24 protein-coding genes and 1 pseudogene are annotated in these 20,663 nt (G+C 61.5%); 17 read left to right on the top strand and 8 right to left on the bottom strand.

All coding sequences use genetic code 11. The features are described from left to right. Positions 1 to 37: 37 nt before the first annotated feature. The 5 genes from E3U23_RS05280 to E3U23_RS05260 all read right to left on the bottom strand — a co-directional run bounded on the left by E3U23_RS05280 (position 38) and on the right by E3U23_RS05260 (position 5,640). Positions 38 to 550: a CinA family protein gene (locus tag E3U23_RS05280; protein WP_279350154.1), complete on the bottom strand. Its 513-nt coding sequence runs from the start codon at positions 548 to 550 to the stop codon at positions 38 to 40. 2 nt (positions 551 to 552) lie between these two features. Next, positions 553 to 2,118, bottom strand: coding sequence for a cryptochrome/photolyase family protein (locus E3U23_RS05275; protein WP_279350153.1), 1,566 nt, complete (start codon positions 2,116 to 2,118; stop codon positions 553 to 555). A gap of 33 nt (positions 2,119 to 2,151) precedes the next feature. Next, positions 2,152 to 2,748, bottom strand: coding sequence for an FMN-dependent NADH-azoreductase (locus tag E3U23_RS05270; protein ID WP_279350152.1), 597 nt, complete (start codon positions 2,746 to 2,748; stop codon positions 2,152 to 2,154). A gap of 80 nt (positions 2,749 to 2,828) precedes the next feature. Next, positions 2,829 to 3,452 carry an SOS response-associated peptidase gene (locus E3U23_RS05265; protein WP_279350151.1) on the bottom strand — a complete coding sequence of 208 codons (624 nt, stop codon included), beginning with the start codon at positions 3,450 to 3,452 and terminating at the stop codon, positions 2,829 to 2,831. Between the two features lie 10 nt (positions 3,453 to 3,462). Next, positions 3,463 to 5,640 (bottom strand): primosomal protein N', encoded by a 2,178-nt coding sequence (locus E3U23_RS05260; RefSeq protein WP_279350150.1) that lies wholly within the window; start codon positions 5,638 to 5,640, stop codon positions 3,463 to 3,465. 54 nt (positions 5,641 to 5,694) lie between these two features. On the opposite strand from E3U23_RS05260, the gene E3U23_RS05255 reads away from it, so the two are divergent. The 9 genes and pseudogenes from E3U23_RS05255 (at position 5,695) to E3U23_RS05215 (ending at position 14,274) form a co-directional block, all read left to right on the top strand. After that, positions 5,695 to 6,393: a DUF4197 domain-containing protein gene (locus tag E3U23_RS05255; protein WP_279350149.1), complete on the top strand. Its 699-nt coding sequence runs from the start codon at positions 5,695 to 5,697 to the stop codon at positions 6,391 to 6,393. A gap of 748 nt (positions 6,394 to 7,141) precedes the next feature. Then, positions 7,142 to 7,261: pseudogene (locus tag E3U23_RS14335) on the top strand (PEPxxWA-CTERM sorting domain-containing protein); the annotation flags it as partial. Between the two features lie 163 nt (positions 7,262 to 7,424). Beyond that, positions 7,425 to 8,192 carry a sugar phosphate isomerase/epimerase family protein gene (locus E3U23_RS05245; RefSeq protein ID WP_279350147.1) on the top strand — a complete coding sequence of 256 codons (768 nt, stop codon included), beginning with the start codon at positions 7,425 to 7,427 and terminating at the stop codon, positions 8,190 to 8,192. Between the two features lie 16 nt (positions 8,193 to 8,208). Next, positions 8,209 to 8,868 (top strand): fructose-6-phosphate aldolase, encoded by a 660-nt coding sequence (gene fsa / locus E3U23_RS05240; protein ID WP_279350146.1) that lies wholly within the window; start codon positions 8,209 to 8,211, stop codon positions 8,866 to 8,868. Beyond that, the gene (cobT, locus tag E3U23_RS05235; RefSeq protein ID WP_279350145.1) at positions 8,869 to 10,695 is read left to right on the top strand and encodes a cobaltochelatase subunit CobT; all 1,827 of its coding nucleotides are present in this window, start codon (positions 8,869 to 8,871) and stop codon (positions 10,693 to 10,695) included. Beyond that, a complete protein-coding gene (locus E3U23_RS05230; RefSeq protein WP_279350144.1) occupies positions 10,696 to 11,043 on the top strand; it encodes a DUF2513 domain-containing protein in 348 nt (115 codons plus the stop codon). It begins immediately after the preceding gene. Next, positions 11,040 to 11,714, top strand: a complete 675-nt coding sequence (locus E3U23_RS05225; protein ID WP_279350143.1) for a nitroreductase — start codon at positions 11,040 to 11,042, stop codon at positions 11,712 to 11,714. The genes E3U23_RS05230 and E3U23_RS05225 overlap by 4 nt, the downstream gene beginning before the upstream one ends. Positions 11,715 to 11,764: 50 nt before the next feature. Then, complete coding sequence (cysS, locus tag E3U23_RS05220; protein WP_279350142.1) at positions 11,765 to 13,294, top strand: cysteine--tRNA ligase; 1,530 nt, start codon at positions 11,765 to 11,767, stop codon at positions 13,292 to 13,294. A 41-nt stretch (positions 13,295 to 13,335) separates the two neighbouring features. Beyond that, complete coding sequence (locus E3U23_RS05215) at positions 13,336 to 14,274, top strand: D-2-hydroxyacid dehydrogenase (RefSeq protein ID WP_279350141.1); 939 nt, start codon at positions 13,336 to 13,338, stop codon at positions 14,272 to 14,274. Positions 14,275 to 14,279: 5 nt separating this feature from the next. On the opposite strand, the gene E3U23_RS05210 is transcribed toward E3U23_RS05215, so the two are convergent. The 3 genes from E3U23_RS05210 to E3U23_RS05200 form a co-directional block, all read right to left on the bottom strand. After that, positions 14,280 to 14,954 (bottom strand): TonB-dependent receptor, encoded by a 675-nt coding sequence (locus tag E3U23_RS05210; protein ID WP_279350140.1) that lies wholly within the window; start codon positions 14,952 to 14,954, stop codon positions 14,280 to 14,282. A 94-nt stretch (positions 14,955 to 15,048) separates the two neighbouring features. Next, positions 15,049 to 15,402 (bottom strand): hypothetical protein, encoded by a 354-nt coding sequence (locus tag E3U23_RS05205; RefSeq protein ID WP_279350139.1) that lies wholly within the window; start codon positions 15,400 to 15,402, stop codon positions 15,049 to 15,051. Beyond that, on the bottom strand, positions 15,392 to 15,562 hold the full coding sequence (locus E3U23_RS05200; protein ID WP_431732659.1) for a hypothetical protein: 171 nt from the start codon (positions 15,560 to 15,562) through the stop codon (positions 15,392 to 15,394). The genes E3U23_RS05205 and E3U23_RS05200 overlap by 11 nt, the downstream gene beginning before the upstream one ends. A gap of 150 nt (positions 15,563 to 15,712) precedes the next feature. Between E3U23_RS05200 and E3U23_RS05195 the strand changes: the two genes are divergently transcribed. The 8 genes from E3U23_RS05195 to E3U23_RS05160 all read left to right on the top strand — a co-directional run bounded on the left by E3U23_RS05195 (position 15,713) and on the right by E3U23_RS05160 (position 20,661). Continuing rightward, on the top strand, positions 15,713 to 16,375 hold the full coding sequence (locus E3U23_RS05195) for a LexA family transcriptional regulator (protein ID WP_279350137.1): 663 nt from the start codon (positions 15,713 to 15,715) through the stop codon (positions 16,373 to 16,375). A 100-nt stretch (positions 16,376 to 16,475) separates the two neighbouring features. Further along, positions 16,476 to 16,826 (top strand): hypothetical protein, encoded by a 351-nt coding sequence (locus E3U23_RS05190; RefSeq protein ID WP_279350136.1) that lies wholly within the window; start codon positions 16,476 to 16,478, stop codon positions 16,824 to 16,826. Positions 16,827 to 16,908: 82 nt separating this feature from the next. After that, positions 16,909 to 17,550, top strand: coding sequence for an MBL fold metallo-hydrolase (locus E3U23_RS05185; RefSeq protein WP_431732665.1), 642 nt, complete (start codon positions 16,909 to 16,911; stop codon positions 17,548 to 17,550). A gap of 152 nt (positions 17,551 to 17,702) precedes the next feature. Then, positions 17,703 to 17,882: a 50S ribosomal protein L32 gene (gene rpmF, locus E3U23_RS05180; protein WP_160607606.1), complete on the top strand. Its 180-nt coding sequence runs from the start codon at positions 17,703 to 17,705 to the stop codon at positions 17,880 to 17,882. A 26-nt stretch (positions 17,883 to 17,908) separates the two neighbouring features. Next, positions 17,909 to 18,946 carry a phosphate acyltransferase PlsX gene (gene plsX / locus E3U23_RS05175; RefSeq protein WP_279350134.1) on the top strand — a complete coding sequence of 346 codons (1,038 nt, stop codon included), beginning with the start codon at positions 17,909 to 17,911 and terminating at the stop codon, positions 18,944 to 18,946. Continuing rightward, positions 18,943 to 19,908 (top strand): beta-ketoacyl-ACP synthase III, encoded by a 966-nt coding sequence (locus tag E3U23_RS05170; protein WP_279350133.1) that lies wholly within the window; start codon positions 18,943 to 18,945, stop codon positions 19,906 to 19,908. The genes plsX and E3U23_RS05170 overlap by 4 nt, the downstream gene beginning before the upstream one ends. Positions 19,909 to 20,010: 102 nt before the next feature. Then, complete coding sequence (locus tag E3U23_RS05165; RefSeq protein ID WP_279350257.1) at positions 20,011 to 20,310, top strand: integration host factor subunit alpha; 300 nt, start codon at positions 20,011 to 20,013, stop codon at positions 20,308 to 20,310. 9 nt (positions 20,311 to 20,319) lie between these two features. Continuing rightward, positions 20,320 to 20,661: a MerR family transcriptional regulator gene (locus E3U23_RS05160; protein ID WP_279350132.1), complete on the top strand. Its 342-nt coding sequence runs from the start codon at positions 20,320 to 20,322 to the stop codon at positions 20,659 to 20,661. Positions 20,662 to 20,663 lie beyond the last annotated feature (2 nt).

Here is a 20,663-nt window from a genome sequence, read left to right as displayed (position 1 = left end):
AGCGACGGCTAATCATTTTCCCCCTTAGCGCCCGGGATCAATCGGCGCAAAGCCCTTCATCGAGCAGATCGAGCGCAGTCTTCATAGCAGCAATCCGAACACCATCACGACCGATTTCGCCGAAGTGCTCTTCCCGGTGAAAACGATGTCCGTTCTTACATGCGAGCGCGAAGTGAACGAGACCTTCTTCATCGTCCTCACCCCCTGGCCCAGCGAACCCGGTTATGGATACGACGTAATCCGCCTGCGACCGATCGAGTGCACCCTCAGCCATGGCTTCCGCCACTTGTTGGCTGACCGCCCCACAATCGTCGACCATTTTGCGTTCGATACCGAGAAGATCGCATTTCGCTTGGTCGGAATAGGAGACGAAACCGCGATCGAACACGCGACCATAGCCATGAACATCGGTCAGCAGTGCGGCAAGCATTCCACCGGTGCAACTTTCCGCCGTTGCGAGCATGACCCTGGCAGACTTCGCTTTCTCGAGTACCTGTTCCGCCTGTTTGATAATGTGACGCGGGATCGCACCTTCCAGTTCCTCGTCCATCGTTATTCTCCCTTCGCTTTGGCATAGCCTTCTCGAGCTGGTTCGAGACTGTCGAGAAAAGTCTCAGCGCTATCGAGATATTCCTGCCGCCGGTCTTTATCCATCCGGTCCCACGTCGAATAAATGCGCCCGATCCGAGGGTTCTGTTCCAGCTTGTCGCGGTGGCGGTCCATGAAATACCAGTAGAGCGGGTTGAACGGACAGGCGCCTTCCCCGGTCTTTTTCCTGGGGGAATAGGTGCAGTCGCTGCAATAATCGCTCATCTTGTTGATGTAGTTCCCGCTCGCCGCGTAAGGCTTGCTGGCGAGATTGCCGTCGTCGGCATAGAGGATCATCGCGGCGACGTTGGGCAGTTCCACCCATTCGTAGGCGTCCGCATAGACGACGAGGTACCAGTCCTGCACCTCGCGCGGATTGATGCCCGCGATCAGGCAGAAATTGCCGAGCACCATCAGTCGCTGGATATGGTGGGCGTGCGCGTTGTCGCGTGTGGAGCGGATGCAATCGGCAAGACAGGCCATGTCGGTCTCGCCGGTCCAGAAGAATTCCGGCAGGCCGCGCTGGGCATTGAGCGCATTCGCCTTCTGCAGATGCGGCATCTGGTGCCAGTAGAAGCAGCGGATATATTCGCGCCATCCGATGATCTGACGGATGAACCCCTCAACCGAATTGATCGGGGCCTTACCCTCTTGGTAGGATTTTTCGGCGCGCTGGCACAGCTCCAGCGGATCGAGCAAGCCGAGATTGATGCTGGTAGACAGCATGGAATGATACAGGTCGTCCTCGCCGCAAACCATGGCATCCTGATAGGGACCGAACTTTTCGATCCGTTCGGCGAAAAAGGCATCGGCGGCTTTCTCCGCCTCGTCGCTGGTGACCGGCCAGCGGAATGTATCGAGACTTCCGAAATGGTCGGCGAAACGGTCCTCGACCAAATCGATTACCTCGCAGGTGATATCGTCCGGCTCGAACTTTGGGCGTTCGGGGGCGGACATCCCCTCTTTGGGCGGTTTGCGGTTTTCGCTGTCGTAGTTCCAGTCGCCGCCTTCGGGCTTGTCACCATCCATAAGCAGCCCGGTTTTCCTGCGCATTTCGCGATAGAAGAATTCCATACGCAGGTTCTTGCGATCCTCCGCCCATTCCTCGAACTCGGATTGCGGACAGAGAAAACGGTCGTCGCGCAGGATTTCGACTTCGCAGGCGAACTTGTCCGCCCATTGGTCCATATCCTCGCGCACGCGCCATTCGCCGGCTTCGACGACGCTTAGCATGCGCGGTTCGTGTTCCTCGATCGCCCGGGCGACCTCGCCGGTGAAGCTGCCGGCATTATCCTCGTCATCGAGCCTGACGTAATCGACCGTCCACCCGGCATCGCGCAGCTCTTGCGCAAAATGGCGCATGGCCGAAAAGATCAGGACGATCTTCTGCTTGTGGTGTTTGACGTAGGTCGCCTCTTCCACGACCTCCATCATCAGGACGACGGTATCGTCCTTGGTGCGGCCGCGCAGGGAAGCGAGATTTCGGGTGAGTTGATCGCCGAGGATCGGCACGAGTACGGGGCCGGACATTCTGTGCAAATGCCCGGCCCGCGCGATGGTGCCTTACAGCAAGGCGATCTCTTCGTCGGCTTTTGCCAACCCTTCTTTGATCGCGTCGGGGCCGAAGCCGGCGTTCTGGACGCGAACGATATGTACGTCATCGATGCCGATAAAGCCGAAGAAGGTCTTCAAAAGGCTTTCCTGATTTTCGGCCATGCTGTCGTTCTCGTATGTGCCGCCGCGCGCCGAGGCGATGACGATCTTGCGCCCGCCCGCTAGCCCTTCCGGGCCACTTTCCGAATACTTGAACGTTACGCCCGGCACGCCCAACCGATCGATCCATGCCTTGAGCTGGCTCGGGATCGAGAAATTGTACATCGGCGCGCCGACGATGACGATGTCGCTATCGAGAAATTCATCGAGCACAGCACGCTCTTCGGGATAGGCTGCCAGCACCGCATCCTCGTGCGTTTCGGGCGGCGTACGAATAGCCTTGGTCGTGATCGAATTGATATGCGCGAGCGGGTTGTCGCCGAGATGCCGTTCGACCAACTTCGCATCAGGATGCTTTTCCTGAAAGTGCTGAACCAGCTTTTCGGTAAGCTGCTGCGAGATGGACTGTTCACCGGTCGTCGCGCTGTCGATACGTAGGATTTGCAAGTTAGAACTCCGCTTGTGTTTGGTTGCCACCGATATGGCGCGCGGCGTCCGGCGGACAAGGGAAGCGCTCGGCTATCGGGTCAGAGAAGACGGGGCGTCGCCGGAGCGCCGCCCACCCACGGCTCGGGCGTTCGGTCGATATGCAGCGCGCCTTCGAACGGTCGGCACAGAGCTTTCGCTTCATTGGGAGGCCCTGCCAACCAGGTCTCGCGATCGGACTGGCCGACAATCACCGGCATCCGGTCATGGATCGAAGCGACGTGGATACAGGCTTCGGTCATTACCATCGAGTAACAGGCACCCCATTCGGCACTGTCCCGCCAGATGCCAGCGACGGTCATCGTCTCGCCATTGGCGAGCGAGAACCAGGTACGCGTCTTCGCGCCCTTCGATCCTTCCGCCTCTGCGAAAGCGTCGACCGGGATGAGGCAACGCCGGGATACGAAGCTGCTTTTCCAGAAAGGCCCATCAAGCTTATCGGTCCGCGCGTTATTGATCGGTTTGGGCTTCAATGGCTGCCCCTTCGCGCCAGTACGCGCCAAGGGGAACCCCCAACTCATCGCTTTGAGTCCATCTGCAGCAGCGACCAGCCCGGTATAGCCGGGATAGATTTCAGCGCTGCTATTCAAACCCCGCTCAGCGTCGAGATCGAACAGCTTGGCGACTTCGTCCGCATTCTTGGTCATGCGATAGAGATTGCACATGGCCGCTTCCTTACACGAAACTGTAGGGGTCGATATCCACGCCGATGCGCACGCCTGCCGGATGGTCGATCTCGCTTAGCCATTGGCGAATGATCGCCTGCAATTGCACATTGCGGCGGGCATTGATGAGGAAGCGATAACGATAGCGGCCGCGGAGCAAGGCCATCGGCGCGGGCGCGGGGCCGAGGATGACAAGATCGTCGACATGGGGCCGGTGGCCGCCGATCTTCTGTGCCGCCTCGCGCGCTTCGGCATCCTCTTCCGACGAAACGATGATCGAGGCCCAGCGGCCGAAAGGCGGAGCGCCGGCATGGCGCCGCGCTTCGGTTTCGGCTTCGTAGAATGCGTCACGATCGCCTGCTGCCAGCGCCGCGATTACGCTAGCTTCGGGGTGGCGGGTCTGGAGCAGGACTTCGCCCGGCTTTTCGCCTCGGCCCGCACGCCCCGCCACTTGTGCGACTTGCTGATAGGTCCGCTCGCCCGCGCGCAAGTCGCCGCCTTCCAAACCGAGATCGGCATCGACCACACCCACCAGCGTAAGTTCGGGAAAGTGGAATCCCTTGGTCACAAGCTGCGTGCCGACGATCACGTCGATCGCACCCGCCTCGACCTGTGCAATGAATTCCGCCGCGCGACTCGGCGAATTAAGCGTATCGGAGGTGGCGACGAACACGCGGGCGTCCGGCAGCCGCTCGGCCACTTCATCCGCAATGCGCTCGACACCGGGACCGCAGGCGACGAGGCAATCGGGTTCGCCGCATTCGGGGCAGGTTTCCGGTTGCTTCGTCTCGTGCCCGCAATGGTGGCAGGCAAGCTTTCGGGTAAAGCGATGCTCGACTAGCCAGGCGCTGCAATTGGGGCACTGGAAGCGGAAACCGCAATTGCGGCACAGCGTCAGCGGCGCATATCCGCGGCGATTGAGAAACAGCAGCGATTGTTCGCCGCGCGCCAGCCGCTCCTCGATCCCGTCGACGAGCCGGTGCGCCAGCCATTGTCCGGCACCCGGTTTTTCTTCGGTAAGGTCGATGGTCGCGATGCACGGCAATTCCGCCCCGCCGAAACGGCTTGGCAGGTCGAGCTTTTCGTACACGCCGCTTTCCGCCATCTGCAGGCTTTCAAGGGCGGGAGTCGCGCTGGCGAGGACGACCGGTACCTGTTCGAAATGCGCGCGCATCACGGCCACGTCGCGCGCATTGTAGCGCACGCCGTCCTCTTGCTTGAAACTGATCTCGTGCGCCTCATCGACAACGATCAGGCCGAGGTTCGCGAACGGAAGGAACAGGGCAGAACGCGCGCCGACCACCACCTGCGCCTCTCCACTCGCGACATTGCGCCAAGCACGTCGCCGCTCGGTCGATTTGAGCGAGGAATGCCACACCACGGGCTTCGCGCCGAAGCGTTCCTCGAAGCGATGGAGGAAATTTTCGGTGAGCGCGATTTCCGGCAGTAGGACAAGGACCTGCCGCCCCCGCCGCAGCGCCTCGGCCATCGGTTCGAAATAGGTTTCGGTCTTGCCCGATCCGGTCACTCCGTCGAGCAGGAAGGGCGCGAAGCTCTTGGCGCGCACGGCATCGCACAAGCGGTCCGCAACGTCTCTTTGGTCTTCGCTCAATTCCGGCTGTGCGAAATCGGGCCGCGCCGCGTCGTAAGGCCGGTCGCAATCGACCTGTACCGGTTCGAGCGCGCCCTGGTTGACCAATCCGCGCAGCACGCCTTCCGATACGCCTGCAATGCCCGCCAGTTCGCGGATCGTCGCCTGCTCGCCCTCAAGCGCCTCGAGGGCCGTCTGCCGCTGCGGGGTCATGCGCTCTGGCAGTCCGCCGGTCAGCCGGTACTCGGTGATCGAGGCCGGCCCTTTCAACGCACCGCCGGACGACAACGCCATGCGCGCGACACTGGCGAGCGAGGCGACGTAATAATCGGCGGTCCATTCGATCAGGCGCCGCAGTGCTGCAGACAGGGGTGGGACGGGCAAAACGCCACGCAGATTGCGCAGCTTTTCGGCCGGAACCTCGCTTCCAGGCAGCCGTTCCGCTTCCCACACGATGCCGATGATGGTGCGCGGGCCGAGGGGGCATTCGACGACCGAACCCGGCTCCACCACCATACCGTCCGGCACCTTGTAGTCCAGCGGGCCGAGGGCGGCATTGAAAACGAGGCAGCGCACGCGGTTCATCGAAGCGATCATATGGGCGGTGTAGGGCTGGCCAAGCAAGGGTGGGATATGAGGAGAACCTGCGATATGACCGATATTCTCGTGCAACCTACCGGCCGGCGCGCCTTTCTCGGCAGTATTTCCCTCGGCGGCGCGGCGCTGGCGCTGGCTGGATGCCAGAGCTTCCCGGCGCTCAGTTTGACCGATGCGATCCAGCGGCTGCTTTATCTTTCCAGCGAGCGCGCCTTCGACCGCATGCTGCAGCAGAACGGCTTCTGGGACCAGCAGATCGCGCAGCTCGGTCTCGACAATGTGCTCGGCGCGCGGGGCGGCGTCCTCAACTCGATACTGACCTCGGCACTGTTCAAGGACCGCCTGTACGATGCGTTCGGCGAAATCGCTTATCGCGGCGCTGCACGGGCTGCGCCCATCGTGACCGATGCCGTCCGGGTGATCGGAGTGCAGGGTGCGATCGATCTGGTAAACGGCGGACCAAGATCGGCGACCTCCTATTTGCGCGGCCAAATGGGTACGCGACTGATAGAGGCGATGGTGCCCGAACTGGGCGACGCCATGCGGGTCGCGAGCGATCCGCTGGTCGGTCAAGCCTTGTCGGCCCTTGCCGGAGTGAATGTGCCGCAAGTCGCCAATCGCGTCGCTACCAGCATCGACAACACTATCTGGGGCGAAATTGGAAACGAGGAAGCGGAAATTCGCCGCGATCCGGGCGCGACCCGCGATCCGGTCCTGATCGGCGTCTTCAGAGGTGGTGCAGCGCTGCGTTAAGGTTAACCCGCGTTAATCTGTTTCAGGGCGGCACCGAATCCAACTGTGCCGGCCTGTAACGCCCGGATTCCCTTGAGTTCTCATCCTTAAAACAACGTGTACCTCGCTCGTCATCGGGTTCGCAAACTCCGATCTTTGGAAGGGATACGTTATGTTTGGTAAGTCTTTTTTAACCGCGGCTGCGATCGGCGCTATCGCCATCGCTGCCCCGGCATCCGCAACCACAACCATCGAAACGTCGGGCACGATCGACCTTCGTGGCAATGGCGGTAACGGCAGCTACGGCAACAGCCGGACCTTCAGCGACGGCTCAACGAGCGTGACGGCGACGGGCTGGTCCATCGACAACCAAGGCGTCGTTCGCCAAGGCGCGCTCGGCCGGTGGGACCGTGGTCTCGGCGTCCTGAACTCTTCGACGGACAACTCGCACACGGTCGATAATTCTGGCTGGATCGACTTCGTGGTGTTCCAGTTCAATACATCGGTCGCTCTCGACCAGGTATCGTTCTTCACCGGCTTCAATAACCTGTACGATACCGATGCCACGATCGGCTTCGGTAACCTGGCGAGCGCTTTCGCAGGTGATCTTTCGAATTTCAGCTTCTACGATCTGCCGGGCATGCGCGGGAACAACGTCCGCGGCGTCAACCCCAATGGCTCGTTCGGCAACACGTGGATCGTCGGTGCATCCGCAGTCAACACCGATGGCCATGCCGACGGCTTCAAGATTGGCGGCTTCACCTACGATACCGCCGGAGCCGTTCCGGAACCGGCCACCTGGGCGATGATGCTGCTGGGCTTCGGCTTCGCCGGTGCGGCGATGCGCCGGACCAAGGAAAAGACCCGGATGACCGTCTCTTACGCCTGAGGCAAATCTATATCGGTGCAAGGGGCCGCTGACTTCGCGTCGGCGGCCCCTAATTCGTATTGTTGCGGGACGATCTTCGGTCCATCAGGATCCAATGAGATCCGTCTGGTTTATCGCTTCGATCTGTTTGCTGTCGCTATCTGGTTGCACGACCCCCGATACAATGTCGAAGCGCGAGTTAGGCGTACAACTCTATACGGTTCGCGTGGACATGGCGCGCGATCCGGTCGCAACATTGCGCCGGGTTGCTGCACTCGGGTATGACGAGGTCGAATTCGCGGGGACCTTCGGCAAACCCCCTGCCGCACTGTGCGAAGAAACGAAAATACTTGGCCTCGATGTCGCCGCCGCGCATGCGGATTGGCAGATGCTCCGCGACGATCCCGCGGCCGCGATCGCCGAGGCAAAGGCGCTCTGTGCCGATACCGTCATGCTCGCATGGCTCCCGCCGGAGGAGCGGCAGACGCTAGCGCAGTGGCGCGGCTGGATCGCGCGGCTCAACCGGATCGCCGACTTGGCCGCGGCGCAGGACATGCGGCTCGCCTATCATGCCCACGACTTCGAATTCGCTAGTATGGAGGGTGTCCGCCCCGTCGATCTCCTGATCACCGGGCTCGATCCGCGCATCGGCTTCGAGATGGATACGTACTGGATTGCCAAGGCTGGCGTTGATCCCCTGACATTCCTGCGCGATCATGCCGATCGCATCACCCATCTGCACCTGAAGGACATGACAGCGGATGGCGACATGGCCGATATCGGCGCCGGTACGCTCGACATCGCCGCCATCGTATTGCAGGCCGAGCGACAGGGTGTGCGGCACTTCCTCGTCGAGCGCGACGATGCCCCCGATCCGTGGGCGAGCCTTGCGGCAAGTCTTGACTCGTTGCGCGCAATCCCCTTGCAGCGGAGCGAACGATCCCTTCGCTAATTCGAGGCACCGCCCCATGAAGTTCTTCGCCGACACCGCCGAAATCTCCGAGATCGAGGAACTGGCCGAAACCGGCCTGCTCGACGGGGTGACCACCAATCCCTCATTGATCGCGAAGTCGGGCCGGGATTTCATCGAGGTGACGAAGGAAATTTGCGGGCTGGTAGATGGCCCGGTCAGCGCCGAAGTCGTCGCGCTCGATCACGATACGATGATGAAAGAGGCGGAAACGCTGCGCAAGATTGCGGACAATGTCTGCATCAAGGTGCCGCTGACCATGGACGGGCTGAAGACCTGCAAGAAGTTGACCGGCGACGGCACGATGGTCAATGTCACCCTGTGTTTCTCGGCCAATCAGGCGCTGCTGGCAGCGAAGGCGGGGGCCACGTTCGTTTCGCCCTTCATCGGCCGGCACGACGATAACGGGTTCGACGGGATGGAATTGATCCGCGACATCCGTTTGATCTACGACAACTATCTTTACGACACCGAAATCCTCGCCGCCTCGATCCGCCACGCGACCCATGTGCTTGAAAGTGCGCGGATAGGTGCCGATGTTGCCACCATGCCGCCGAAAGTCATCAAGAGCCTCGTCAGCCATGTGCTGACCGATAAGGGCATCGAAGGCTTCCTCGCGGATTGGGGCAAGACCGGGCAGACGATTCCGACTTCGTAAGTGGCGGACCAGACCCCTCTCGACCGTTTCAAGCAGGCACTGACTGGCACCGCGCGTGCGCTTTCGCACGAGCCCGAGGTGGAGGTCGCCTGGAGCGCGGACAATCCCGCGCAGTCCGGCCGCAACTTCCGCGTGCCGCTGCCGGGCCGCACCTTGCCGCCCGCGCAAGCGAAGGAAGCGCGCGGATTTGCCGACAGCTTCGCGCTCCGCCTGCGGCACCACAGCGAGAAGGTACACGCCGCCGGGGCACCGCCCGAACCGATCGCGCGGGCCTGCTACGATGCGATCGAGCAGGTGCGTTACGAAGCTCTGGGCGCGACGCGCTTCTCCGGCATTCGCGACAACCTCTCCTGTGCGGTCGAGATGCGCACGGCGAGCGATCCTATTGTTCGCGCCGACGAGGCGAAAGAAGTGCCGCTGCCGACCGCGCTCTCGCTCATGCTGCGCGAGGCGCTGACCGGCGAGGCGATCCCCGAGCGGGCACAGGCGGGGGTCGATATGGTGCGCGACGACATCCTTTCGCGCATCGGCACCGACCTCGATAGCTTGACCGATGCGCTGGGCGATCAGCGCGCGTTCCAGTCGCTCACCCTCGACATGCTGCGCAATCTCGACCTGACCCTGCCGGAAACGCCGGAAGACAGCGGTGAGGACGAGACCGGCGACGAAGACGGCGAAACGCCCGAAGACGAGTCCGATACCGACGAGGAAGACGAAGGCGAGGCCCAGCCGCAAACCACCGAAGCTCGCGGCGAGATGGCCGACGGCGAGGCGGACGGCGATGCCGAGCAGGACAGCGACGGCGAACAGGAAATGGACGACGGCGATCCGTCGGACGAAGAAGGCGAGGGGATGCAGCCCGTCCGCCCGAACCGCCCGTGGACCGATCTGCCGGAAGACTTCGACTACACGCATTACACCGAGAAGTTCGACGAGGTGGTCGAGGCGCCCGAGCTGTGCGACCACGAAGAGCTCGACCGGTTGCGCACCTATCTCGACAGCCAGCTCGCCGGCCTGCAGGGCATCGTCACCCGCCTCGCCAACCGGCTTCAGCGCCGCCTGATGGCGCAGCAGAACCGCAGCTGGGACTTCGATCAGGAAGAGGGGCTGCTCGATGCCGCACGCCTTACCCGGGTAGTCGTCAGCCCCGGCCATGCGCTAAGCTACAAGATCGAGCGGGATACCGAGTTCAAGGATACGGTCGTCACCCTGCTTATCGACAATTCCGGGTCGATGCGCGGCCGCCCGATCTCCATTGCCGCGATCAGTGCCGACATCATGGCGCGCACGCTGGAACGCTGCGGCGTGAAGACCGAGATCCTCGGATTCACCACCCGCGCCTGGAAAGGCGGGCAGAGCCGCGAGGCATGGCTCGCCGACGGCCGCCCCGCCAATCCCGGCCGCCTCAACGATCTGCGCCACATCGTCTACAAGAAGGCGGACGAGCCTTGGCGCCGCGCGCGCCGCAATCTCGGCCTGATGATGCGCGAAGGGCTGCTGAAGGAGAACATCGACGGCGAGGCGCTGCTGTGGGCGCACACCCGCCTCCTCGCCCGCAGCGAGGACCGCCGCATCCTGATGGTCATTTCCGATGGCGCCCCGGTCGACGACAGCACGCTGAGCGTCAACGCGGCGGGCTATCTGGAAAGCCATTTGCGCAAGGTGATCGACTGGATCGAGAAGCAGTCGCCCGTGCAGCTGGTCGCGATCGGCATCGGTCACGACGTCACGCGCTACTACAAGCGCGCGGTGACGATCATGGATGTGGAACAGCTCGGCGGGACGATCATCGAGCAGCTTGCGGGGCTGTTTGAAGTGGAGGGGTAAATGAAACGAGATATGGAGACAATCCGCGCTCTACTTCTTTGGATGGAAGACCAAAAAGAAGGGCTCTTTCTCTATTCCTCACTTCCGGAGATGCCTGACGCGACAACCACCGTAGAGCATATAAGGATGCTTGTATCCGGTGGATTTCTTGAAGAAACACCACAAAGAGCATTTCGCATAAGCTGGGAAGGGCACGAGTTCATAGATAAAGTGCGCGATCCTGAGGTGTGGAGAAAAACCAAAGAGGGTGCCTCCAGACTTGGCTCTTGGAGCGTAAAATTGCTTGGGGAAATGGCGAGCGGTTTCATTCGAGTAAAAGCTAATGAACTCGGGCTACCCTTAGGGTGACTCCAACCGAAGCCGTCGCCACCCGCCGCTCCGTCCGCGCGTTTACCGACCAGTTAGTCGAACGTGAAACCCTCGCCCGCGTGCTCGAAAAGGCGCAGCGTTCGCCTTCGGGCGGCAATGTCCAGCCGTGGAACGCTATCGTCCTGACCGGCGAGCCGATGCAGACGCTGTTCGACCGGGTGGCGCAGGAATTTCCCAAGGGGCGCGCGGCACTGAAGCCCGAATACGATATCTATCCCGACGGGCTCGACGGCCGCTATGAAGAGCACCGCTTCGGGGTGGGCGAGGATATGTACGCCGCGCTCGGCATTGCGCGCGAGGACAAGGGCAAGCGCCTCCAATGGTTTGCGCAGAACTTTCGCGCGTTCGGGGCGCCAGTGCTGATGCTGGTCCACACGCCGAAATATATGGGCCCGCCGCAGTGGAGCGATATCGGCATGTGGCTGCAGACGGTCATGCTGCTGCTGCGCGAGGAAGGGCTCGACAGCTGCGCGCAGGAAGCCTGGGCCGCCTACAGCCCGCAGGTGCGCGAGGTGGTCGACATTCCCGCGGACCATATCTTCTTCTGCGGCATGGCCATCGGCTACCGCGATCCGGACGCTCCGGTGAATGCCTTCGATGTGGAGCGCGCAAGGCTGGAGGATAGCGTGCGCTGGGAGGGGTGGCGGTAACTGCGTCATCCCGGCTTGCGCTGCGATGGCGTGACTGTAACACGCACCCCATGCCAGACACCCCGCTCAAGCTGTTCAATTCGCTAACCCGCCAGCTCGAAACCTTCGAGCCGGTTCACGCTGGCGAGGCACGGGTCTATACTTGCGGGCCGACGGTCTACAATTACCCGCATATCGGCAATATGCGCGCCTACGTCTTTGCCGACGTGCTGGGCCGGGCGTTGAGCTGGAAAGGATACGATCTCCGTCACGTCATCAACATCACCGATGTCGGCCACCTGACGGACGATGCGGATAGCGGCGAGGACAAGCTGGAAAAGGCTGCCGCCGGATCGGACCGCACGATCTGGGATATAGCGCGCCATTACACCGAGGCGTTCAAGGCCGATATCAAAGCGCTCAATATCCGCGAGCCGGCGGAATGGTCGGTCGCCACCGATTACATCGAGCCGATGATCGAATTCGCGAAGGGCATCGCGGACGAGCATTGCTACGAACTCGACGGCGGCCTTTATTTCGACGTCTCGACGGTGAAGGATTACGGGCGCCTGGCCCGGGCGGTCACCGAAGACGGCGAGGGCCGGATCGACACGGTCGAGGGCAAGCGTAATCAGGCCGACTTCGCGATCTGGCGCAAGACACCTCAAGGTGAAACGCGGCAGATGGAATGGGACTCGCCGTGGGGCAAGGGTGCGCCGGGCTGGCATCTGGAATGCTCGGTCATGGGGGAGAAACTGCTCGGCTTTCCATTCGACATCCACACCGGCGGGATCGACCATCGCGAAATTCACCACCCGAACGAGATCGCGCAGAACCAAGCCTTTTGCGGCTGCGGATCACTGGACGAGGCGACGCATTCGGGAGCGAAGATATGGATGCACAACAACTTCCTCGTCGAGCGGTCCGGCAAGATGTCGAAGTCGTCGGGCGAGTTCCTTCGACTGCAATTGCTGATCGACAAGGGCTACCACCCGCTCGCCTACCGCATGATGTGCCTGCAGGCGCATTACCGCAGCGAGCTGGAATTCAGCTGGGAAGGGTTGTCAGCTGCAAGTCGCCGTCTAAGTCGCCTTGTCCAAAATGTGCGGAGGATCCGACCTGACTCAAAGTTCTTTGCTTTACTCAGGCGCGAATATCCTGAGAATAGTCCGAGCCAAACTGGGCTAAATAACCGCCTCCTTGAAATACTTGATCATCCCATAAAGCGCGATCTCAAACAGTTTGAGCAAGCAATATGTGATGATCTCAATACGTCAGAAGCTTTGACTGTCCTAGAAAGAGTGGTAAAAAACAAACGCTACAAAAAGCGACATAAATCGCTTGCTATCGCACTCATGGACGAGGTTCTTGGGCTAGGACTTATACGTTTAACTCGGCGGAAGCTCCGCACGAAGAATATACGAAACAATGCACCTATCTCGGTCGTGAATGCAGACATCGACGGGGTCATAAATGCTCGCCGGTTACTTAAAAGAGCAGGAGAGTATCAGTTGTCCGACGAGCTTCGCCGCGTCCTAAATGATTGGGGCGTCGAGGTGATGGACGGCGATCCGCTCGGCTGGGAGTGGAAGCTAGGCTGAGTTGCGGTTAGGGACTTAATCCGAAGAGGAGAGTCTCACCCATGACCAAAGCCGTGATGTCCGCCCTGATCCGCCCGTTGGTGGAGCTGCGCCTGCCCGAATGGGTGGAGCCCCTATGGTTCACGACCAAGGAGCAGGCGCTGGAGATCGCTCCGCAAGCGGAAATCGGCTGGTTCGACTTCAACCAGAAAGAGCCGATGGTCGAGACGGTGAAGGCCGCGACGAACCTCAAGTGGCTAAACTCGATCTATGCCGGCCTCGAATTTCTTCCGCTCGATTTGCTGGAAGACCGCGGCACCGTGGTAACCAACGGCGCGGGCATCAACGCGCTGACCATCGCGGAATATGTCGTTATGCTGATGCTCGCCCACGCCAAGGGATACCGCGATGTGGTGCGCGCGCAGGACCGGCACGAATGGCTAGGCGATAGCCCCGGAAAGCGCGAACTGGCGGGCGAGCGCGTGCTGCTCCTCGGCCTCGGTGCGATCGGCAGCCTGATCAAGACCCGGCTCGAGGCGTTCGACATGACAGTCGTGCCCGTACGCCGCTCAGGCGGGGAGGGCGCGCTTTGTCCCGGCGAATGGCGCGAAAAGCTGGGTGAGTTCGACTGGGTGATCCTCGCCGTGCCCTCGACCGACGAGACCCGCCACATGATAAGCGCCGCCGAACTCGCCGCCATGCGGCCCAATGCGGTGCTGGTGAACATCGCGCGGGGCGATGTCGTACAGCAGGACGATCTGGTCGCCGCGCTGGAAGCCAAGAAAATAGAGGCCGCGCTGCTCGACGTGACCGATCCCGAACCGCTGCCCGAAGATCACCCGTTATGGGCGCTGGAGAACGCGCAGGTCACCATGCACCTGTCGGGCCGCGCGCAAACGAAGATGTTTCAGCGCAGCGCCGACCGGTTCATCGAGAACCTCGGTCGCTGGCACAGAGGCGAACCGGTCGAACCGCGCGTTGATCTCTCGGCGGGGTACTGACCCGGTCAGGGTGCGGGTACGATCTTCAACTCGTAGGGAATGTACAGGAACACTTCCGCCGGGCCGGAACGGGCCCATTGGACCGGCATGTTCAGCCCGGTCACTTCCACCTTGTAACTCTCGCCCATCCTGCCTGCCATCGCATTCGCATCCTGCGCGATCATGGCGGCTATTTCCGGACGATATTCGTCCGGCCCGACGATGGAGAGGGTATTGTCCCCCCATTCGTCCATCTGCGCCCGTCCAACTTCGGGTACGGCTTCGATGAAGCGTTCGATCTGCGCCTGTGCGGCATCGCCGCTTTGCCTTCCGCCGAGCGGCGCTTTCACCAGGAAGATCACGCGCTCGCTATCGGGTCGGCTATCATTCTGAAGCGACACCTCTTCCGCATTGACCACTGTGAGCGGGGTAAGAATGAAATCGCCATAGGCCAGTTCGACGCCGATCGATTCCGCGCGGCGGATCGCGTCGGTCAGCATGGTCCGGATCTCGCGCCGCCGCTGAGCTGGATCGCGGGTATCTCCGCGAATGGCGACGCTCTGGACGAGAAAGTCCGCCGGCTTGCGCAGCCCGATCGCTGGCATCGTATCAGAATAGTCGTCCTGATCGATCCGCGTGGCCGTAACCACGATCTCCAGCCCTTCGAGATCCTGTGCCTGCAGGGGAACGGCCCCCAGCATCGCCGCGAAGCAAGAGGCTATTAAGCATGAACGCATTTAAGATTTTCCCCTCGGAAATGCGATGTCTGACAAGCGCTTAGGAAATGGTCAAGCGTCATGCATCTTCCAGCAACAGCAGCTCGCACCGGACCGCGAGGCGGGGTAAGGGTACGAGCCGGTGATCGACTTCCGCCACGGTCGCATCGGCTACGAGATGGCCGGGGATAGCGAATTCGTTTTCGGGCAGTGCGGCAATGAACCGTTCGCCTGCCTCTACCGCGTCCTCGCCCGCGAACAGGATCCCCACCGTGTGGCGCGAACCGGCGAATGTGATGCTCGCCCAGGTGCGCTCTTTGTGATCGACGATCTGGCCGTGGTGGTCGCACAGGCGCAGCAGGGCGTCGCGCAGCCTGTCGCCAGGGGAAGAGCGACGGGCCTTGCGGCGGGGGAGGAAACGTTCAGCCGACATCGGTGTTCTCCCGACCGGCTTCGCCCTGCGCGGCTTCGAAACCGCGCATGAAGCCAACTATGCGTGCTTCAGTACCGCTTCGCGGTTCCCGGCCCATCCTGAGGTCGAGCACGAAGCGCGGATCGTGCGCGGCGAGGCGGCCGAACTTCGTCGGGGGCATTTTGTATTGTCTGAGAAAAGTCTCGATGGATCGAATGAGCATGTGTGGCGCTTCCCTGATTGATCGGGACAGCGAGTCGCTGTCTGTTCCTAATTTGTTCCACTCGAAATCCTACTTGTCTAGGAAAAATCCTATGCTATAGGAATTTTGATGAAACCCTCGGAAAACGGCGAGCAGCAAGCCCGTAAACGATTGCAGGAAGCGGCTCGGGAGCGCGGCACCAGCCTGGCGGCGCTTTCGCGTGTCCTCGGGCGGAATGCAGCTTATCTGCAGCAATACGTATCTCGCGGAAGTCCACGCCATCTCGACGAGCCGGACCTCCGGAAAATCGCGGAATTCCTCGGGATTCCGGCAGGGCAGATCGAAACACGCCCCCACGGTCCGGTGGCCTCTTCCAGTGCTATGCGATCCGAGGACTGGATCGAGGTCAGGCGCCTGCCGCTCGATGCTTCTGCCGGGCCGGGTTCATTCTCGGTGCAGGAAATTTCCTTCGATGTTTACCGTTTCAGTCGCAAATGGTTACGCGAAATGGGGCTTGAAGGTGCCGACCTGTCCGCCATTCGCGTCGAAGGCGACAGCATGGAACCACTGCTACGTTCGGGAGATGAAATCTTCGTTGATCGCAACAAACGCGCCGGCGAGGGCATCCATGTAATCCGCATCGGCGATGCGCTGCACGTGAAGCAGGTTCATGCCAGCGCGCCGGGGCGGATCAAGCTGATAAGCGCCAACGACGCCTATGCGCCGATCGAACTCACCCGTGACGAAGTAGAGATCATCGGACGCGTCGTGTGGAAGGGCGGCCGGGTGTGATCGGGTAATCGCGAAACGGAACGAACCGACGCGGATCGCGTAAATAGGCACGTTCCTTCAGCCGGGTGGGCCAGGCGACAACACGCGACCGGAGACCGATATGCGCAAGACACTTCTCATCCCCACGATCCTCGCTGGCACACTCGCCCTCGGCGGCTGTGCCCAGTATGGCGGCGGCCTTCTCGGCGGCGTCGGCAACGACAGGTACGATGACCGGTATGGTGCCGGCTACGGCTACAACCGCGGCGGCGATTTCGAACGCGCCGCGGCGGATGCCTGCGGCCGCGAAGCCTCGCGATATGGCCGCGCACGGGTGGACGAGGTCAATCAGGAAGGCCGCGATACCGTCATCGTCACCGGGTATATCGACAGCCGCCAGCGTGGCGGCGACGGGCGTTTCGGCTGCACGTTCCGCAGCGATGGACGGATAACCGATTTCCGGCGCTTCTAAGCTCACACCAAACCGGCAGTTGTAATCCGAAGCGTCGGCGGCCATTTTCCGTGGCATGACCGACGCTTCGACCATTCCTCCGATGAAAGCCGGCATCGTGCCGGTCACACCCTTGCAGCAGAATTGTTCGCTCATCTGGTGCACGACCACCAATAAGGGTGCCCTGATCGACCCCGGCGGCGATCTCGACAAACTTAAGGCCGCGGTCGCCAATACCGGGGTCGAGCTTGAGAAAATCCTGATTACGCACGGTCACATCGATCATTGTGGCGAAGCGGGGGTGCTTGCGAAAGAACTCGGCCTGCCGATCGAAGGACCGCATGAGGACGACCGGTTCTGGATCAGCCGTCTCGACGACGACGGCAGGAAATACGGCATCAACGGGCAAGTGTTCGAGCCTGATCGCTGGCTGGAGGATGGCGACACGGTTACCGTCGGCGAGTTGACGCTGGAGGTCATCCACTGCCCCGGCCATACGCCGGGCCACGTCATTTTCTTCCACCGGCCGAGCAAATTCGCAGTCGTCGGCGATGTGCTGTTCCAAGGCAGCATCGGGCGGACGGACTTTCCCATGGGAAACCATCAGGATCTGATCGACGCGATTACGCAGAAACTCTGGCCGCTGGGCGACGACATCACCTTCATTCCCGGGCACGGCCCCACGAGCACATTCGGGCAGGAACGCAAGACCAATGCCTTCGTCAGCGACGCGGCCCTTGCCTGAACGCTTGCAAGCCGCGTCAAACTCGCTATAGCGCGCGCCTTCACCGTCACGGTCGGGATATTCGGGTCGCTCGCGCATCTTGTGCGACGCCGGACCATCCTTTAGGGGCGGCCACACGAAACCACAGATTTATTTGAGGAACAGGTGCCGTCATGGCTGTCCCCAAGAGAAAAGTATCGCCCCACCGCCGCGGCAACCGCCGCGCTCACGATTCGCTCAAGGTCGAGGCGCATCACGAATGCTCCAATTGCGGCGAATTGAAGCGTCCGCACAATCTTTGCCCGCATTGCGGCTATTACAACGGTCGCGAAGTCATCGCCGTCGGTCTCTAAGACCGTAGCTTGAACCGGAGAGTGCCATGAGTCTGCCGCGTATCGCGCTCGATGCGATGGGCGGCGACGAAGGCGTGCGCACCACGATCGAGGGGGCGGCCATCGCGCGCCGCCGCCATGATCGCTTCAAGTTCCTGCTGGTCGGCGACGAAGCGCGGATTTCCGCCGCGCTCGCGGATCATCCTGGCATGGCCGGCGCTTCCGAAATCCTCCACTGCGACGACGTGATCGGCGGGGACGAGAAGCCCTCGCGCGCGCTGCGACGTGCCAAGACGACGAGCATGGGCCTTGCCGTGGATGCCGTGAAGCGCGGCGAGGCGGGCGCTGCCGTATCGGCCGGGAATACCGGCGCGCTCATGGCGATCAGCAAGCTTGCCCTGCGCACGATGCCGGGGCTCGACCGTCCGGCGCTTGCCGCCCTCCTGCCGACCTTGACCGACGATGACGTGATCATGCTCGATCTCGGTGCGAACCGCGAATGCGACGCGCGCAATCTGGTGCAGTTCGCGATCATGGGCGCGGCCTATTCCCGCATCGTTTCGGGCAAGGAACGCCCGCGGGTCCGCCTGCTTAATATCGGCACCGAAGAAACAAAGGGCACCGAGGACATTCAGGACGCCGCCAACGAGTTGCGCGCGGCAACCGGGCTCGCGATGGAATTCGAGGGTTTCCTGGAAGCGGACAAGATCAATCGCGGCGAATGCGACGTGGTGGTGACGGACGGGTTTTCCGGCAACATTGCCCTCAAAGCTATCGAAGGTGCGGCACGGTTCGTGACCGACTTATTGAAGAGTGCCTTCAGTTCCTCTCTGCGTTCCAAGATCGGCTTCCTCGTCAGCCGTCCGGCAACCGAACTGCTGCGGCATCATCTCGATCCGAACAACCACAACGGCGCCGTCTTCCTTGGCTTGAACGGGATCGTCGTAAAAAGTCATGGCAGCGCGAATGCCCTCGGCGTCGCCAATGCGGTCGAAGTGGCGGCGCGTCTACTGGAAGACGACATCATCAATCGCATCAAACACGATTTGAGCGCCGTCGGCGAACACGGGCTGAGCGGTAAATGATCCGCTCCCATATCGTCGGCAGCGGTTCCGCCTTGCCGGAACGGTGCGTGTCCAATGCCGAACTGGCGGAAAAAGTAGATACGAGCGACGACTGGATCGTCGAGCGTACCGGCATTCGCCAGAGATACATCGCCGGTGATCATGAAACCACGGGCTCGCTGGCGACAGAGGCGGCGCGCAAGGCGTTGGCCGACGCCGGCGTCGAAGCGGACGAAATTGGCCTGATCGTCCTCGCCACCGCGACGCCAGACAACACCTTTCCCGCCACCGCCACCACGGTGCAGAACGCCCTCGGCTGCAATGGCGGCATCGCCTTCGATGTACAGGCGGTGTGTTCCGGCTTCCTCTACGCGCTGGCCACGGCCGATTCGATGCTGCGCACCGGCATGGCGCAAAAGGCGCTGGTCATAGGCGCAGAAACTTTCAGCCGTATCCTCGACTGGGAAGACCGGACGACCTGCGTCCTATTCGGCGACGGGGCGGGCGCGGTCGTGCTCGAGGCACGCGAGATCGCCGACGGGTTCGGCGGCATCCTGTCGACCAAGCTCCATGCCGATGGTGCGCACAAGGAGTTGCTTTACGTCGATGGCGGTCCCTCGACTACGGGCGAAGTCGGCAAGCTCAGGATGAAGGGTCGCGAAGTGTTCCGCCATGCGGTCGTGAACCTTGCCGACGTACTGACCGAAGTCTTGGCGAATGCCGGAGTTGCGGCTAGCGAGATCGACTGGGTCGTGCCCCATCAGGCCAATTCGCGCATCCTCGACGCGACGGCTCGCAAGCTCGGTCTCGACCCGGCAAGGATCGTGGTCACCGTCGGCGAACATGCGAACACGTCTGCTGCCAGTGTGCCGCTCGCCTTCGATGTCGCGCGCAAAGACGGCAGGATCAAGGAAGGCGATCTGGTCATGTTCGAAGCAATGGGCGGCGGGTTTACATGGGGTGCCGCGCTTGCCCGGTTGTGAGACAGGGTGAAAAATTGCCACAAACTTGGCAATTGGTCGATAATACAGTAGGTTGAAGACGACTTCACTCAGGGTCGCATCTGAGGGAGGATTAAAATGGACATGATGCGTTCGGTGGGCACGTTGACCCGTGCGGATTTGGCAGATACGATCAATCGGAAGATGGGCTTGAGTCGGTCCGACTCGCTCGACCTGGTCGAGGCGATCCTGCGTCACATCTGCGATGCGCTGTCCGACGGCGAGAACGTGAAGATTTCCGGCTTCGGCAGCTTCGTCCTGCGTGACAAGAAGGAACGCGTCGGCCGCAATCCGAAGACCGGCGTCGAGGTGCCGATCACGCCCCGCCGTGTGATGACCTTCCGGGCAAGCCAGCTCTTGAAAGAGCGTATCGCCAACGGCTAGGGCCGTCGAATGGCGACATTCGACGACGGCAAGGACAAGGGTGCGCTTCGCACCATCGGCGAAGTCGCCTCGGCAACAGGTATCAAGGCTCACGTACTACGATACTGGGAACAGCAGTTCCCGCAGTTGCGCCCGCTAACACGAAATGGCGGGCGCCGGTATTACCGACCCGAGGACATCGCCTTGGTCGAGCGGATCGACCGGCTGGTCAATCGCGAAGGATATACGCTAAAAGGGGCGAAGGCGGCCTTGCAGTCCGACGACGCACCGGAAGCGCCATCCTCGTCGACCGATGTTCTTCAGACACTGCGCGGGATCAGGACCCGTCTGGAAAGCGCACTCGCCATATAGGC

Source organism: Erythrobacter litoralis, from assembly GCF_029760855.1.
GTDB classification, from domain to species: Bacteria; Pseudomonadota; Alphaproteobacteria; order Sphingomonadales; family Sphingomonadaceae; genus Qipengyuania; species Qipengyuania litoralis_A.
The sequence above is the reverse complement of the archived record's forward strand: the minus strand, read 5'-3'. Positions and strand labels throughout refer to the sequence as shown.